The following is a 14,682-nucleotide window of genomic DNA, read 5'->3' as shown; positions in this document are numbered from 1 at the left end:
TCGCAGGCGGTAAACCGGCCGGCTCAGCAGGGCGTCCACATCACGGATGCCGGATCCGGGCGTCCCCGGGAGGAAGCCGTGCGAACCAGACTCGCGACCCTTGCCACCATCGCCGCGACGGTGCTGGCCACGGCGGCTGCCGCGCCTCCCGCACTGGCCGAGCCGGCCACCACCGTCCGGTATCCCCTCGGGGCATCCTCCACGCAGTTCCGGGGCTACGCGTTCGACACCTGCACCGCGCCGTCCCTGGCGGCGATGCAGGCCTGGCGCGAGTCGCCGTACCGCGCCGTCGGCATCTACATGGGAGGCGTGAACCGGAGCTGTCTGCAGCCGAACCTGTCTGCATCATGGGTGCGCGAGGTGACGCTGATGCGCTGGCGGCTGGTGCCGATCTACAAGGGCCGCCAGGCACCGTGCACGACGCTGGACCCCACCGACCTCCTCATCAGGCCGTCACGCGCGGCCGAGCAGGGAGCCGCGGCCGCCTCGGACGCGGTTGCCAAGGCCAGGGCGCTGGGGCTGCGGCCGGGCAGTGCCGTCTACTACAACGTGGAGCCCTATGACGTGACCCGCCCCCGCTGCCGCGATGCCGTGCTGAGTTTCCTCTCGGCGTGGACCAGGCAGCTGCATCGAAGCGGATACCTGTCCGGTGTCTACGTCAACCTCCACCACGGCGCCGAGCACCTGGTGCAGACCTACGGCTCGACGTCGTACGCCCGCCCCGATGCGGTGTGGATCGCCCGCTGGGACGGCGACCCTGGCCTGTTCGGCTGGAGCGGCGTCCCCGACAGCTCCTGGGCTCGAGGGCAGAGGGGCAAGCAGTACCGCGGAGACCACGACGAGACGCACGGTGGCGTCACGCTCAACATCGACAGCAACCGGTTCAACGCGCCCGTGGCAACGGTCTCCTACCCCTATCGGGTCACCAGCGCCTCACCCTTGAACGGCCGCTCCGGCCCGTCGGCGAGTCGCCCGGTCACCCGCACCTTCGCCCCGGGAAGCACCGTGCAGGTGGTCTGCCAGACCCCGGGCTCGAAGGTGGACCGCACGGTGGTCTGGGACAAGCTGGTCGACGGCACGTACGTGACCGACCACTACGTGAGCACGCCGTCGGAAACCGGGTACAGCGCGCCGCTACCCCGGTGCTCATACCCCTACCAGGTGCGCGCCGCTGAGGGCGTGAACCGTCGCACCGGCCCGGGCACCGGCCACCCCGTCGTAGGCCGGCTGCCCACCGGCGCCCTGGCCCGGGTCTACTGCCAGACCCGCGGCTCGCTGGTGGGCAACACCCGGGTCTGGGACCGGCTGCTCGACGGGTCCTACGTGACAGACCGCCACGTCGCCACGCCGAGCGCCACGTCGTACAGCCGGCCGATCCCCCGCTGCTGATCCCCTCACGGCTCCCCAATCCGGGCGAACCGACCGCAGCGCCTCTCGACCGCCTTGACAGGAGCGGCAGAGTGGCATCTGTGATCCGCGTTCCTCCCCCACTGTGGGCGCTGGCGGCGGCCCTGGCCCAGCGTGCGCTCACCCCCGGCGCGCCGACACCGACGGCGCGTCGAACGGGCGCGGCCATCACCATCGCCCTGGCGTCCACGGCACTGGCGGGAGCCTCGGCCAACCAGTTCCGGCGCAGGGGCACGACCGTGGAGCCGTTCCACCCGGACCGAGCCTCGGTCCTGGTCACCACCGGCGCCAACTCGATCAGCCGGAACCCGATGTACGTCGGGATGGCGGGACTCCTGGCGGCGAACGCGATCCGGCGAGGCTCATGGGCCGCCCTCTTGCCTCTGGCCGGCTTCGTGGCGACCATCGACCGGCTCCAGATCACGACCGAGGAATCCGCCCTGAAGGCCAGGTTCGGAGCCGACTACGAGATCTACCGCGCGACGGTGCCGCGCTGGCTCGACCACAGGTCTGTCATCCCCTCCCGGCGGCCGTCAGTGTGACAGTCCAGCTCAATCGGTGACCCGACCGGTTTCGTACGCCCACATCGCGACCTCCACCCGGTTACGGGCGCCGAGCTTCGCCATCAGGCTCCCGATATGGGTCTTCACGGTGCTCAGGCTGATGTGCAGCTCCTCGGCGATCTCGGCGTTGGTGCGCCCGCGGGCGAGGGTGAGCAGCACCTGTTCTTCGCGGTCAGTGAGCGGGGCGACCGGCTGTCCCGGCGGGGTGGATCGGCCGGTTCCCGCGAAGGACGCCAGCAGCCTGCGCGTGATGCTGGGTGAGATCAGCGAGTCGCCGCGCATGGCGGCCCGGATGGCCTCGCCGAGGAGCTCGGGTCCGGCGTCCTTCAGCAGGAAGCCGGTGGCGCCGGCCTGCAGGGCCCCATGGACGTACTCGTCCAGGTCGAACGTGGTGATGACGACGACGGCCACCGGGTCCTTGACGCCCGGCCCGGCGAGCTGCCGGGTCGCCTCCACGCCGTCGAGGACCGGCATCCGGATGTCCATGAGGCAGACGTCGGCGCGGCGCTCGCGCGCCAGCCGGATGGCCTCGCGCCCGTCCCGCGCCTCCCCCACGACCTCGATGCCGTCGAGGGTGCCGAGGATCAGCCGCAGCCCGGTCCGCACCAGGTCCTGGTCGTCGGCGACCAGCACCCTGATGGTCATTGCGGCACCGCCCTGGGCAGGGTGGCCTCGACGGCCCACCCGCCCTGCTGGCGTGGGACGGCGCGGCAGGTCCCGCCGAGCAGCGCGGCGCGCTCGACCATGCCGGTGATGCCGAACCCGCGTCCGGTGGCGTTGGCCGGCTCGCCGTCGTCGTGCACGGTCAGCGTCACCCTGTCGTCGCCGCCTGCGACGCGGACGTCCACCGCGGTGGCGTGATGGGCGTGCCGCCGCGCGTTCGTGACGGCCTCCTGCGCGATCCGGTAGACGGCGGCGTCGACTGCCGCGGGCAGCCCGTCGAGGTCTCCGGTCAGCGTGACCCGCACCGGAGGACCGCTCGCGGCAGCTGCCGCCAGCCGCTCGAGGTCCTTGACGCCGGGCTGGGGCGCGTACTCCGCAGCCGCCTGGTTGCGCAGCACTCCCACCATGGCCCTCATCTCGCCGAGTGCGCGTGAGGCTTCCTGCTCGATCACTCGCAGCGCCTGGACCGATGCCTCGGGGCTGGTGACGGCGAGCGCCCGCCCGGCCTGCGCCTGGATGGCGATCGCGGAGACGTGGTGGGCCACCGTGTCGTGCAGCTCCCTGGCGATGAGGACCCGCTCGTCCGCCTTCGCCTGCTCCAGCCGGCGGTCGCGCGCGCCGTGCTGGGAGCGTACGGCGACGCCGAGGGCCACCGAGCTCAGGAGCACCGCGCTGCCGCCGATCGCGTCCCCCACTCCCGTCCAGCCGACGACGAGCCCCATCACGGCGCCGCTGAGGATGACGGCAATGCCCACTGCTGCCTCACGCCCTGACCCCCACCGGAACAGCGCATAGGGCAGCAGGATGAACCAGACCGCCGACACCATCTCCATGGCCGGCGCACCAGCCACCAGCGACCCGACGTCCACGCCGATGGCGACCCCGAAGGCGATGAGCACCATGGCGAGCGGGCGGCTACGACGCCACAGCAGCGTGGGCGAGAGCCCGACCGTCACCAGCCACGACAGCACGGGCAGCGGGAGGTCGTCGCGCAGCGTGGCCTCGAGGGTGGCTCCCACCACCACGAGGGCCACCAGCAGCCAGTCCCACCGTCGCCGCTCCGCCGCGACGGGGACGCGCGGCTCATCCAGGAAGGACTGCCACGGGAAGGTCACCTCCCCACCCTAGGGAACGTCCGCCCCTGCTGTGACCGGCCGAAAGTCTGATCCGCCCTCGGTCAGACGGACGGTCTGGTCCCGGCCCCGGGTCCGATGTGCCCGGACCCCGCCCGGCGCGACCGTGGACCCACTGGGCAGGCCGACGGCGCCGCCCCCCACTGGAGGAGAACCACCCATGTCCCGTGCACTCGAACGGCTCGGCCGCCTCGCGGCCCGCCGCCCGTGGGTGGTCATCGCGAGCTGGCTCGCGATGTGCCTGATCGTCCTCGCCTCGGCGGCCGGGTTCGGGCGCGAGCTCGACGACCCCTTCGAGGCACCCGGCCTCGACTCCCACGCGGCGAGCGAGCTGCTGGAGCATGCCGGCGACGATGACCTGGGGCTCGGCGCCGACGTGGTGCTGGCCCCTAGCGAGGGCGACGCCGGCTTCTTCGAGTCGACCGAGGCACGGGCCGGGGTCGCGCAGGTGCAGGCCGCGGTGGCCGCACTGCCGAACGTGCTCGGCACCAGCGACCCGTCCGGCGCCCTCGACCAGGGCAGGCAGGCGGCCGTCGACTCCGGCGTCGTCTCGCCGGACGGGACGGTCGCACTGGTCCGGGTCCAGTACCCGGAGCGGGAGGACCTGTCGGCCGCCGACCTGGAGCGGCTCGAGGCGGTCCTCGACGACCTGCGCGACAGCACGTCGCTGCGGATCGAGGCCGGTGGCGACCTCCACTTCGCGTTCGAGCAGCCGCCCGCGGGCCTGGGCGAGGCCCTCGGCCTGCTGGCCGCGGTCGTGATCCTGCTCCTCGCCTTCGGCTCCGTCGTCGCGATGAGCCTGCCGATCGGCGCGGCGCTGGTCGGACTCGCCGTCGGCGCCGGGTCACTGCCGCTGCTGGCGTACGGCGTCGACGTCCCCGCCTGGGCCACGGTCATCGGGGCCATGGTCGGCCTGGGCGTCGGCATCGACTACTCCCTCTTCGTGCTGACCCGCTTCCGTGAGCACCTGGCCGACGGGCGCAGCGTCGAGGACGCGGTGGGCCTGTCACTGGCCACCGCCGGCCGGTCGGTCGTCTTTGCCGGCGGCACGGTCGTCGTGGCGATCCTCGGCCTGGCCGTCGCCAGGATTCCGTTCGTCACCGCCGGCGGGATCGGCATCTCCTGGATCGTGCTGGTGATGGTGCTCGCGTCGGTCACCCTGCTGCCCGCGCTGCTCGGGCTGGCGGGACACCGCGTCAACGGGCGCCGGGCGCGTCGTACCGGGGCCGTCAGCGGACGGTGGCGCCGTTGGGGCGCGCACGTCGGCCGTCACGCGGTGGCGTACACCGTCGGTGCCACGCTCCTGCTGGTCGCCATGGCCGCCCCTGTCACCGCGCTGCGCCTCGGCTTCCCCGACGAGGGCACCATGCCGCAGTCGCGCACCGAGCGCCGCGCCTACGACCTCATCGAGAGCGGATTCGGACCAGGCGCGAACGGCCCCCTGGTCATCGCCGTGGACGTCGCGGGCAACCCAGAGGTCCTGGAGCCCCTGTCGCAGGCAGTCGCGGCCGACCCGGGCATTGCCGGCGTCGCACCCGCCCGGGTCAGCGCGGAGGGCATCGCCGTGCTGGTGGCCGAGCCGACCACGTCCCCGCAGGCCGAGGCCACGCGCGACACCATCGCGCGGTTGCGCGCCGAGGTGCTGCCCGACGTCCTGGCCGACAGCCCCGCCCGGGCGCACGTCGGTGGGCAGGTGGCCGTCTTCTCCGACCTGGGCGACCGCGTCCAGGAGCGCCTGCCGTGGTTCATCGCGGCCGTGGTGCTGCTGTCGGTCCTGCTGCTCCTCGTGATGTTCCGGTCCGTCGTGGTGCCGCTCAAGGCGGCGGTGATGAACCTGCTCAGCGTCGGGGCGGCGTACGGCGTGATGGTGATGGTCTTCCAGTGGGGCTGGGGCGCCGACCTGATCGGGCTGGAGTCGACCGTGCCGATCCTGTCGTTCATCCCCCTGTTCATGTTCGCCATCCTGTTCGGACTCTCCATGGACTACGAGGTCTTCCTGCTGTCGCGGGTGCGGGAGGAGTACCTGCTCACCGGGGACAACGACGAGGCGGTCGTGCGGGGACTCGCGGGGACGGCCAGGACCATCACGTCGGCAGCGCTGATCATGGTGGCCGTCTTCGGCAGCTTCGTCCTCGGCGAGGACCCGCTCGCCAAGATGATGGGCCTCGGGCTGGCGACCGCGATCGCGGTCGACGCGACCGTCGTCCGGCTGGTCCTGGTGCCGGCCACCATGAACCTGCTCGGCCACGCGAACTGGTGGCTGCCGAGCTGGCTCGACAGAGCGCTCCCCGGCGGCCGGCACCCCACCGGCACCACCCGCCCAGCCGAGACCGACGACCGACGGGCTGCGGCCGTGGCATGACCGGGGTCGAACCAGGTCGCCACCCCGACCTGGGCCACCCCACGCGCACGGGGTCCTAGGATGCGGGGCATGGCCCCGACCGCTGCCCTCCTGGCATGTCTCATCCTGGCGGTGCTGTCGGTCTTCCAGCTGTCGTTGGCTCTCGGCGCTCCCCTTGGGCGGTTCGCATGGGGTGGGCAGCATCGGACCCTGCCGCTCGCGCTGCGCGTCGGAAGTGGTGTCTCGATCCTGGTCTACGCGCTGATAGCGGTGGTGGTCCTGGCACGGGCCGATCTCGTGTGGGCCAGGGCGCCGGACGGGGTGCTTCGCACCGCCAGCTGGGTCGTCGCGGCCTACTTCTTCATCGGCATCGCGCTGAATGCAGCGTCCCGAAGCAAGGGCGAGCGGGCGGTGATGACCCCCGCGGCGGCGGCCCTGTGCATCCTGTGTGTGGCGGTCGCCAGCAGCTCGTAGTCACCGGTGCCGGGATCGAGTACGTCGACCCGCCGGCCGCTCAACGGTAGGGGACCTGTTCCCAGGTGAGGACCTCGGAGCCACTCCGGTGCACGCGCACCTCGAGCCAGTCGGTGTTGTTGCTGGAGCCGTCGACGGTGATGCGGGTCAGGTTGTCTGCGGCCCCGTCGACGCCGTACAGCCCGAGCCACTTCGAGCCCGCGGCGAGCGGCCGGTCGACGTTGTACACGTGGCTGTCACCGTCGATCAGGTAGACCGGCCGACCGAAGGCCTCCGACTCGTCGACGAGCGCCTGCACCCAGGACTTGAAGGCGTAGACGTCGGCGAAGGTCGGCGTGTATGTGGGGTCGAACATGTCGGCCTGCTGGAAGACCACCACGGCTCGGTCGTCGCGCTGCTCGGCCTCGGCGAAGGCTTCCCTGAGCTGCGCGATGTTGGCCTCGTTGCGAGCGGCGACCTCCGCGACCTGTCGGGCGTTGGGCTCGCTCGCCCCGGTCCACGGGGACATGCCGTTGTTGCTGCCCACGACGTGGGCGGTGGTGAACGTGACCTCGGCGGCGCGCCAGTCGACGTTCTCCGGGAAGCCCGGCTGGGCGTCGACCTTCATGGTCCGGGCGCCGAGGGTCACGCCCGGCTCGGGAAAGAACGTCGCCCGCAGCGCGTCGAGGCGCTCGTAGGGGTCGTACGGCCCGTTGTTCAGCCGATGGCAGTCGGTCCACTCGTTGTCGCCCGGGGTGAAGACAAGGGGCGTGTCGAGCCGGTCGAACTGAGTCCGGATGAAGTCGAAGTACTCATCTGAGCAGACGCTCGAGCCGTTTTTGATGTCGCCGACGTGGGCAACGAAGCGGACATCGGGATCGGCGCTGATCTGGTCGATCCAGCCGGGGAACGCCGCCACCTGGTCCGCGCCGTACGGCACGTCTCCGATGACGCCGAAGACGTACGAGGAGGGGTCGTCCTTGCCGGTGTCGGCAGCGGCGGTCACTGCTGGCGCGAGCGCCACGGCGGCGAGGGCAGTGGCCAGGGACAGGTGGGTGCGACGCATGGGCGTCACCGTGGCATGCCATCGCGTCAGGGCGGCGACGTCGAGGCAAACGGACGCTGACATGCTCGCCGTTGCGCGCCTTGGCGTCACACGCCGTTCGGCGAGATGCCTCGCACCAGCAGGCCAGGTGGCGCCGCTTCCGGCGCCTCCCACCGGCTCGCGTAGTGGTCGAGGAAGATCTGACCGACCAGCTCGCCCCGGCTGCGGACACCGGTCTTGTCGAAGATCGACTTGAGGTGGTCCTGGACGGTGTAGGGCGACAGGGACAACGCGCGGGCGATCTCCTTGGTGACCCGTCCCTGGACGCACTGCATGGCGACCTGGCACTCCCGCTCGGTGAGGCCGTAGGACAGGGCGATCACGGGTGCGACGTCCTGCGGGGTGGCCGGATGGATGATCACCGCGGTCCGCCCGTCGGAGTCCCCGCTCAGCCGGGTGCCGTAGAGCAGCAGCCAGGTGCCGGAGCGGGTGCGGACCCGGGCCCGGGCGGCCAGCTCGAGCGGGTCGTTGCCCGGCGCGATGGCGCGGGCCCGGGCCGCGACCGCCTGCACGGTCTTCGAATCGCTCGGCGTGCTCGGCGGAGGCTCCTCGACCAGCTCCTCGATCCAGCGCTCCGCGGCCGTGGAGATCGACTCAGGCTGGCCATGCTCGTCGAAGACGACGACGCCCGGGCCGTGCTCGACGGGGCGACCTGTGTGGGGCGCGATCGGCTGCGCCAGGAGGGAGCGCCGCAGGCCGGCTGCGATCGGGGAAGCCAACGCGGTGAGGGCGCGCACGTCGGTGTCGGTGAACCAGGGTTCGTCGGCGCCGCGCAGGAACGCCGCGGCTCCCCAGTAGAGGCCATCGACGACGAGGGACACGCGCAGCTCGTCGCCGAAACCGTAGTTCTCGTGGGACCGGTGCCGGGTCGAGCGGGACAGCTCCCCATGGCTGTCGATGCTGGTGGCGCCGGCGATGCGGCCGCTGCGGGCGAGGAAGGACCACTTGTTGACGTCCTCGATGAAATACTCGTGGTGGGCCAGCCAGGAGCCCGAGCAGGCGACGTTGCGGTTGACACTGCCGGTGAACAGGATTGTTCCCGGGTCGATCGTGTGGAAGCAGTAGGCGTCGAACGGGATGACTGGCGCGAGCACCTCGGCGACGGCCGCGCTGTAGTCCACCCACGTCAGTCCACGCGAGCGCACGTGCTCGATCTCCTCGCGAGCTCGCGGCTCCAATGCTGAGCCCATGTTTGAGAGTACGGCGGGATGGGTGCGCGGCGGCATCCCCAGAATCGTGGGATGGCGGCCGCGGGAAGCCCCGCTCACGCTGGGTGGCATGACCACCACACACGAACCCCCCACTCGGGCAGCCGAGGATGTCGTCACGCCCGATCGGATCTTTGCGATCGCCCAGGGCTTCATGGCCAGCAAGCACCTGTTCGCGGCCTCCGAGCTCGGCCTGTTCGAGGCCCTGGGCGAGGGTCCGGTCGACCTCGACGGGCTGGCCGCGCGCACCGGTCTGACGCGGCGTACGGCGCGCATCAGCGCGGACGCCATGGTCGCGATCGGCCTGCTGGAGCGGCACGGCGACCACTACGCGAACGGCGCGGCGGCGGCCACGTTCCTGTCCGGGCAGACCCCTGCCGACCTCCGGCCCCTCCTCAGGTTCTGGGACCGGCTGAGCTATCCCGCCTGGCAGGACCTGGCCGGAGCCCTGGGCCGCGGGCGGCCCACGCACGAGATCTTCGAGATCGACGACGAGCTGGTGCCCGTCATGTCCGCCGGCATCGCCGCGGCCACCGCTGCCGCGTGCCACGCCCTGCCCGCGGCCGCCGCGCTGCCGGCGGCGAGCAGGGTGCTGGACATCGGCGGGGGCACCGGCTCCTGGTCGGTCGCCCTGGCGTCCTCCGACGCCGAACTCACGGCGACGGTGCTGGAGATCCCCGAGGTGGCCCGCGTCGCCCGGGACGCGCTGCGCGCCACGGCGTACGGCGACCGCGTCGATGTCCGCGAGGGCGACGTCCTCGTCGACGAGCTCCCCCGCGGCTACGACGCCTTCCTGCTCGCCAACCTCGTGCACTACTTCACCCCGGACACCAACCGCGCGATCCTCCAGCGGATCCGGGAGGTGGCCGAGCCCGGCGCCAGGGTGTTGATCGCCGACTTCTGGACCGACCCGACCCACACCCAGCCGCTGCCCGCGGCGCTCATGGCGGGCGAGTTCGCGATCCACGTCAACGACGGCGACGTCTACGGCGTCGAGGAGGGCGGCGAGTGGCTCACGGCCACCGGCTGGAGGCTCACAAGTCATGCCCAGCTCGCCGGACCGATCAGCCTGGTCATCGGCGAGGCCGTCTGACGTGACGTCCCCAGAACGGGCGTGGCCGATCGTGCCTCCCTCGGGGGTTGCTGGAACCCTCGCGTCGGCGCATCCTGAGGGAGGAGGTTGCGATGAAGTCCTCGACTGTTCCCGACGGCATCCCGGTCCTGTCACGTGGCCGACACCGCACGCCCCGACGTGGAGCGTGCTTCATGGAGCTCGCCTCGGTGCTCGCTGGTGAGCGGTGGAGCGACCACCCCGCGTGCACTCATCCCCTGCTCGCGGAGCTGGCGAGGGAGGTCAACGACCACACCAGCGACGCCGCCCGTCAGCAGCTGGCGCCGCTCATCCCCTCGGTCGTCGGCCGTCGCGGGGACGACCGGACGTGGCTCACGGTGGCCGTGGCCGTCGCCGCGAGTCCCATCCTCGACGTCCCCGAGAGTGCCCAGCGGGTGCTGTCAGCGGGTCTGCTGCACGCCGAGAGGTTGTGTGCCGACGCGCCCGATCTGGCCTCGACCCGGCGGCAGGCTCGGATCGCGCTCGACCAGGTCCCCGGCGCGGTCGCCTGGGTCGAGCGGCTCCGGACACGACGACGGACCAGCGCCCAGGCCTTCGTCAAGTCCTGTGCCCCGACGATGGTCCGCTGGGCCGTCGAAGGGATCGTGGCAAGCGGCAGCCCCGACCGTGATCGACGGCTGCGCGCCCTGCTCGAAGTGGGCATCGCCGCCTGTCCCCCGCCGGACCGGGTGGATGCAGCTTTCCCCGGCACACCGGTGCGCCAGCCCGTCCGCTGACCTGGGTCTGCGGGGGTGTCCCGACATCCGCTGAGACTTCAGGCAGCGCGGACGACTCGGGCCAGCTCGGAGGCGATCGCCGGGACGCGCTCGGGGGTGACCCGGCTCGTCGGCCCGGAGACCGACACCGCGAGCGGGAACGGCGCCGCGGGCACGGGCACGGCGACGCAGCGCGCGCCGTACTCCTCCTCTTCGTCATCGACCGCGTAACCGGACAGCCGCACCTGGGCGACGGCCCACAACAGGCCCTCGACGCTGTCGATGGTGCGGGACGTACGCCGCGGCAGGCCGACGCGGTCAGCGAGCGAGACCACCTCGGAGTCGGGCAGCAGCGACAGCAGCGCCTTGCCGACGGCCGAGCAGTGCGGCAGCGTGCGGCGGTAGTCCTCGGTCGAGGTGCGCATGGCCTGTGCGGACTGGACCTGCGCGACGAACAGCACCGCGTCACCGCACAGCGTGGCTGCGTTGGTGGTCTCGCCGGTGCTCGCCACGAGCTGGCTGAGCCACGCGGGGACGTCCGGGCCCACCGGGAGCATCGCAGCGCCGCCCAGCGCGACGAGCCGCGGGCCCAGCCGGTAGCGGCGGTCGGGGGCCTGGTGCAGGTGACCCGAGGCGGTCAGCGAGGCGAGCATCCGGTGAGTGGTGGAGACGGGCAGGCCGCCGGCCGACGCGAGCTCCGAGAGGCCCAGGGGTCGTCCGGCGTCGGCCAGGAGGTCGAGCAGGCCCAGGGCCCGGTCGAGCGACTGGACCCTGGTGTGTCCGCCAGCGGCGCGGGGAGGCATGTCAGCCCGCCTTCCGCACCAGGGCCCGCTGCACGGCGGCCACCTGGGCGGCCAGCGCCGACTCGTCGAGGGTGACGACCCGATCGCACTCGACGACCGGCCGGCCGTTGACCAGCAACAGCTCCAGCGGCGGCGGCGAGCCGAGCACCAGCGCTGCCACCGGGTCCTCGATCCCGGCGTGGGCGAGGGTGTCGAGCCGCCACACCGCGAGGTCGGCGAGCTTGCCGACCTCCAGGGAGCCCAGCTCGTCGTCCCGGCCGAGGATCCGTGCGCCGCCCAGGGTCGCCATCTCCAGGGCGTCGCGGACGCCGAGGGCCCGCGGGCCGCCTCGGGCGCGGGCGAACAGCACCGCGTGCCGCGCCTCCTCCAGCAGCGAGCCCGCCTCGTTGCTCGCCGCGCCGTCCACCCCGAGGCCGACCGGGCTACCGGCCGCGCAGAGGGCTGCTGCGCGCGCGATCCCGGCACCGAGCCGGGCGTTGGAGCTCGGGCAGTGCGCCACGCCCGTCGCCGAGCTCCCCAGCCGCTTCACCTCGGCGTCGTCGAAGTGGATGCCGTGGGCGAACCACACGTCGGCGCCCGTCCAGCCGAGCTGCTCGGCGTACTCCACGGGCGTGCACCCGAACCGCTCGGCGCACCAGTCCGCCTCGTCGGTGGTCTCGGCCAGGTGCGTGTGCAGGCGTACGCCGCGGCGCCGCGCCAGCTCGGCGGCCTGGCGCATCAGGTCAGCGGTCACCGAGAACGGCGAGCACGGCGCCACCGACACCTGCAGCATCGAGCCCGGCGACGGGTCGTGCCAGCGGTCGATGGCGGCCTCGGTGGCAGCAAGGATCTCGTCGCGGTCCTGCACCACCGAGTCGGGCGGCAGCCCGCCCTGGCTGGCGCCGAGGTCCATCGAGCCGCGCGCCGGGTGGAACCGCAGGCCCACCTCGGCGGCGGCGCGGATCTCCGCGGCCAGCACATCGCCGCCCTCGCGCGGGAAGACGTAGTGGTGGTCGGCGGCCGTGGTGCAGCCCGACCGGGCCAGCGTGGCGAGCGCGGCCTGCGCCGCGACGTACACCGCCTCCTCGTCGATGCCCGCCCACACGGGGTAGAGCGTGGTGAGCCACTCGAAGAGCGTCGCGTCAGCAGCGAGCCCGCGGGTGACCCACTGGTAGAGGTGCTGGTGGGTGTTGACGAAGCCCGGCGTGACCAGGCAGCCGCGGGCGTCGACCACGCGGGGTCCGGGGTACGCCGGCGCCGGGCCCTCGCCGACGGCGACGATCCGGCTGCCCTGCACCACGACGTGGCCACGAGTGAGCTCGCGGCGGCCGGCGTCGAGCGTCGCGACGGCGGCCCCGTCGATCACCAGTGACTGCTCGTGCATGGCTGGCCTTCCCGTCCCGTTCAGCAGAAGCCGGGGACGGCGTGCCAGGCGTTGCCCGGCTCGCTGGCCTCGTCGCGGATCACCGCGGCCTCGATCAGGCCGTAGGGCCGGTCCGCTGCGAAGAAGACCTCGCCCGGGTTGTCGAGCCCGAACGGCGAGAGGTCGGAGAGGAAGTGGTGCTTGTTGGGCGCGGAGAAGCGCACCTCCGCGACCTTGGGGTGCTCCTCGAGCACCGCCTCACCCATGCCGTAGAGCGTCTGCTGCAGCGCCAGGCTGTGGATCTCGGCGAACCGCTGGAGCAGCAGCGCGCGGATCCCGTCGTAGGACTTGTCCCAGTCGATGCCGCCGCGGGCGATCGCCGCGGAGTCGTAGCGCCAGCGCGCCACCAGCGAGGTGGCCAGGATCCGGTCGTGCGTCTCCGGCAGGGTCGTGTACTCGTCCTTCAGGAAGCCGTGGAACTCCGAGCCGGTCGACTTGAGCACCGTCAGGTCCTCGATCCCCGAGACCACCTGGACGACGCGCCCGTCGCCGCGGCCGTCGACGTTGACGACGGTGTTGCGCACGCCCTGGCCGGAGCGGACGAAGGCGTGGTCATGGCCGGCGCCCTCGACCTGGATCCGGTCCCAGCCATACTCCTGGATGCCGATCCGGGCGCCCTCGGCCGCCGGCGCGGCCTCGAGGTAGCGGTCGGCCAGGGCGATGGCGAACTCCTCGACGGAGGCGATGCCGATCTTCTTCGCGAACGCGAAGACCGTGTTCTTCTGGGTGTCGGTGGGCAGGACGTCCTTCTGGTCGCCGGAGATGTGCGCGTCCTCGAAGCGACCGCGCAGCGACGTCGAGACGTTCAGGTCGCGGATCTGGTGCCGGGCGGTGTCGCGGTAGACGCGGACGACACGGTTCTCGGCCTTGCCGTACTGGTTGGGACCCAGGCGGATGGGCATGGGGGTCAACTCCCTCGATAGCTGGAATAGGCGAACGGGCTGAGCAGCAGCGGGACGTGGTGGTGCTGGGTGGCGTCGGTGAGCGCGAAGGTGATCGCGACCTCCGGGAAGAAGCAGGGCTGGCCGGTCGCGGCGGCGTATGCCGCGACGTCGAAGACCAGCCGGTAGGTGCCCGGCTCGACCTGGTCGGCGCCGAGCTCGCGGGCGCGTCCGTCGTCGTCGGTGGTGGCCTCGGCGAGGATGCGGGTCTGGGAGCCGTCGGCACGCTCGAGCCGCAGGCGTACGCCGGCAGCCGGGCGCCCGAGGGCGGTGTCGAGGACGTGGGTGGTGATGGCGCTCATCAGTCCAGGACCTTTCGGAGTCGGAGGAGGGCGATCTTGCGGAGCTCGTCGGCAACCACGGCCTGCTCGGTGGCGTCGTCGTGGGCCAGCCGCCGCTGCAGGGCGGACAGGATCTGCTCGCTCGAGAGCCCGGTGGCACAGATCAGGAAGACCCGGCCGAACCGCTCCTCGTAGGCGTGGTTGCCGTCGGCGAGCGCGGCCCGGGTCTGCTCGTCCCGGGAGACGCCTGCCTGCTCGTCGCGCGACCAGGCCGCCTCGGTGCGCCGGCCCTGGGCCTTCTCCCCGATCCGCGGGTGGGCCGCGAGCGCGCGGTCGACGTCCTCGGGCGTGAACTCACGGGCAGCCTTGTCGGCGACCTCCACGACGTCCGCGTCGTCGGCGTACGGGCGTCCGGCGAGGACCGCCTCGGCCCAGGCTGGTACGTCGGCGCACGCGAGCAGCAGGGCGCGCAGCTCGGCGTCGGGTGCGGCGTTCAGCTCGTCGAGCGTCATCGACCAGCTCCTTTCGGAATGCGGAAGGGGAGTTCCGACATAC

15 protein-coding genes are annotated in these 14,682 nt (G+C 72.4%); 6 read left to right on the top strand and 9 right to left on the bottom strand.

Annotated elements, in window-relative coordinates; genetic code table 11:
- Positions 1-78 precede the first annotated feature (78 nt).
- Positions 79-1,389 (top strand): glycoside hydrolase domain-containing protein, encoded by a 1,311-nt coding sequence (locus DDE18_RS02645; RefSeq protein ID WP_245916401.1) that lies wholly within the window; start codon positions 79-81, stop codon positions 1,387-1,389.
- Positions 1,390-1,460: 71 nt separating this feature from the next.
- On the top strand, positions 1,461-1,949 hold the full coding sequence (locus tag DDE18_RS02640; protein ID WP_245916400.1) for a methyltransferase family protein: 489 nt from the start codon (positions 1,461-1,463) through the stop codon (positions 1,947-1,949).
- Positions 1,950-1,958: 9 nt separating this feature from the next.
- On the opposite strand, the gene DDE18_RS02635 is transcribed toward DDE18_RS02640, so the two are convergent.
- Positions 1,959-2,615 carry a response regulator gene (locus DDE18_RS02635; RefSeq protein ID WP_116570651.1) on the bottom strand — a complete coding sequence of 219 codons (657 nt, stop codon included), beginning with the start codon at positions 2,613-2,615 and terminating at the stop codon, positions 1,959-1,961.
- The gene (locus tag DDE18_RS02630; protein WP_116570650.1) at positions 2,612-3,748 is read right to left on the bottom strand and encodes a sensor histidine kinase; all 1,137 of its coding nucleotides are present in this window, start codon (positions 3,746-3,748) and stop codon (positions 2,612-2,614) included. Before DDE18_RS02630 ends, DDE18_RS02635 begins: the two co-directional genes overlap by 4 nt.
- Before the next feature lie 178 nt (positions 3,749-3,926).
- Here DDE18_RS02630 and DDE18_RS02625 point away from each other — a divergent pair, with 178 nt between their 5' ends.
- Both DDE18_RS02625 and DDE18_RS02620 read left to right on the top strand, forming a co-directional pair.
- Positions 3,927-6,128 carry an MMPL family transporter gene (locus DDE18_RS02625; RefSeq protein WP_116570649.1) on the top strand — a complete coding sequence of 734 codons (2,202 nt, stop codon included), beginning with the start codon at positions 3,927-3,929 and terminating at the stop codon, positions 6,126-6,128.
- A 69-nt stretch (positions 6,129-6,197) separates the two neighbouring features.
- Complete coding sequence (locus DDE18_RS02620) at positions 6,198-6,581, top strand: hypothetical protein (protein ID WP_116570648.1); 384 nt, start codon at positions 6,198-6,200, stop codon at positions 6,579-6,581.
- 40 nt (positions 6,582-6,621) lie between these two features.
- Here the strand turns inward: DDE18_RS02620 and DDE18_RS02615 are convergent, their stop codons facing one another.
- Positions 6,622-7,626, bottom strand: a complete 1,005-nt coding sequence (locus DDE18_RS02615; RefSeq protein ID WP_116570647.1) for a metallophosphoesterase — start codon at positions 7,624-7,626, stop codon at positions 6,622-6,624.
- Between the two features lie 86 nt (positions 7,627-7,712).
- The gene (locus DDE18_RS02610; protein ID WP_116570646.1) at positions 7,713-8,855 is read right to left on the bottom strand and encodes a response regulator transcription factor; all 1,143 of its coding nucleotides are present in this window, start codon (positions 8,853-8,855) and stop codon (positions 7,713-7,715) included.
- Between the two features lie 88 nt (positions 8,856-8,943).
- Between DDE18_RS02610 and DDE18_RS02605 the strand changes: the two genes are divergently transcribed.
- Both DDE18_RS02605 and DDE18_RS23280 read left to right on the top strand, forming a co-directional pair.
- Positions 8,944-9,966 (top strand): methyltransferase, encoded by a 1,023-nt coding sequence (locus tag DDE18_RS02605; RefSeq protein ID WP_116570645.1) that lies wholly within the window; start codon positions 8,944-8,946, stop codon positions 9,964-9,966.
- Between the two features lie 92 nt (positions 9,967-10,058).
- A complete protein-coding gene (locus DDE18_RS23280; protein WP_211754370.1) occupies positions 10,059-10,721 on the top strand; it encodes a hypothetical protein in 663 nt (220 codons plus the stop codon).
- A 38-nt stretch (positions 10,722-10,759) separates the two neighbouring features.
- On the opposite strand, the gene DDE18_RS02595 is transcribed toward DDE18_RS23280, so the two are convergent.
- The 5 genes from DDE18_RS02595 to uraD are packed head-to-tail and all read right to left on the bottom strand — an operon-like array spanning position 10,760 to position 14,639.
- Positions 10,760-11,503 carry an IclR family transcriptional regulator gene (locus tag DDE18_RS02595; RefSeq protein ID WP_116570644.1) on the bottom strand — a complete coding sequence of 248 codons (744 nt, stop codon included), beginning with the start codon at positions 11,501-11,503 and terminating at the stop codon, positions 10,760-10,762.
- Between the two features lies 1 nt (position 11,504).
- Positions 11,505-12,866: an 8-oxoguanine deaminase gene (locus DDE18_RS02590; RefSeq protein ID WP_116570643.1), complete on the bottom strand. Its 1,362-nt coding sequence runs from the start codon at positions 12,864-12,866 to the stop codon at positions 11,505-11,507.
- A gap of 20 nt (positions 12,867-12,886) precedes the next feature.
- A complete protein-coding gene (pucL, locus tag DDE18_RS02585) occupies positions 12,887-13,807 on the bottom strand; it encodes a factor-independent urate hydroxylase (RefSeq protein WP_116570642.1) in 921 nt (306 codons plus the stop codon).
- A 5-nt stretch (positions 13,808-13,812) separates the two neighbouring features.
- Positions 13,813-14,148, bottom strand: coding sequence for a hydroxyisourate hydrolase (gene uraH, locus DDE18_RS02580; RefSeq protein WP_116570641.1), 336 nt, complete (start codon positions 14,146-14,148; stop codon positions 13,813-13,815).
- Positions 14,148-14,639, bottom strand: a complete 492-nt coding sequence (gene uraD / locus DDE18_RS02575) for a 2-oxo-4-hydroxy-4-carboxy-5-ureidoimidazoline decarboxylase (protein ID WP_116570640.1) — start codon at positions 14,637-14,639, stop codon at positions 14,148-14,150. Before uraD ends, uraH begins: the two co-directional genes overlap by 1 nt.
- Positions 14,640-14,682: the final 43 nt, after the last annotated feature.

Origin of the sequence: Nocardioides gansuensis, from assembly GCF_003076135.1 — a bacterium.
Classification (GTDB): Bacteria; Actinomycetota; Actinomycetes; order Propionibacteriales; family Nocardioidaceae; genus Nocardioides; species Nocardioides gansuensis.
Note: the sequence above shows the minus strand (reverse complement) of the source record. Positions and strands in the feature narration are given on the sequence as shown.

Excerpts from the sequence above, each read along its gene's own strand:
- pucL (WP_116570642.1), bottom strand. The coding sequence starts at position 13,807 with ATGCCCATCCGCCTGGGTCCCAACCAGTACGGCAAGGCCGAGAACCGT.
- DDE18_RS02615 (WP_116570647.1), bottom strand. The coding sequence starts at position 7,626 with ATGCGTCGCACCCACCTGTCCCTGGCCACTGCCCTCGCCGCCGTGGCG.
- DDE18_RS02610 (WP_116570646.1), bottom strand. The coding sequence starts at position 8,855 with ATGGGCTCAGCATTGGAGCCGCGAGCTCGCGAGGAGATCGAGCACGTG.
- DDE18_RS02605 (WP_116570645.1), top strand. The coding sequence starts at position 8,944 with ATGACCACCACACACGAACCCCCCACTCGGGCAGCCGAGGATGTCGTC.
- uraD (WP_116570640.1), bottom strand. The coding sequence starts at position 14,639 with ATGACGCTCGACGAGCTGAACGCCGCACCCGACGCCGAGCTGCGCGCC.
- DDE18_RS02595 (WP_116570644.1), bottom strand. The coding sequence starts at position 11,503 with ATGCCTCCCCGCGCCGCTGGCGGACACACCAGGGTCCAGTCGCTCGAC.
- DDE18_RS02625 (WP_116570649.1), top strand. The coding sequence starts at position 3,927 with ATGTCCCGTGCACTCGAACGGCTCGGCCGCCTCGCGGCCCGCCGCCCG.
- DDE18_RS02590 (WP_116570643.1), bottom strand. The coding sequence starts at position 12,866 with ATGCACGAGCAGTCACTGGTGATCGACGGGGCCGCCGTCGCGACGCTC.
- uraH (WP_116570641.1), bottom strand. The coding sequence starts at position 14,148 with ATGAGCGCCATCACCACCCACGTCCTCGACACCGCCCTCGGGCGCCCG.
- DDE18_RS23280 (WP_211754370.1), top strand. The coding sequence starts at position 10,059 with ATGAAGTCCTCGACTGTTCCCGACGGCATCCCGGTCCTGTCACGTGGC.
- DDE18_RS02620 (WP_116570648.1), top strand. The coding sequence starts at position 6,198 with ATGGCCCCGACCGCTGCCCTCCTGGCATGTCTCATCCTGGCGGTGCTG.
- DDE18_RS02635 (WP_116570651.1), bottom strand. The coding sequence starts at position 2,615 with ATGACCATCAGGGTGCTGGTCGCCGACGACCAGGACCTGGTGCGGACC.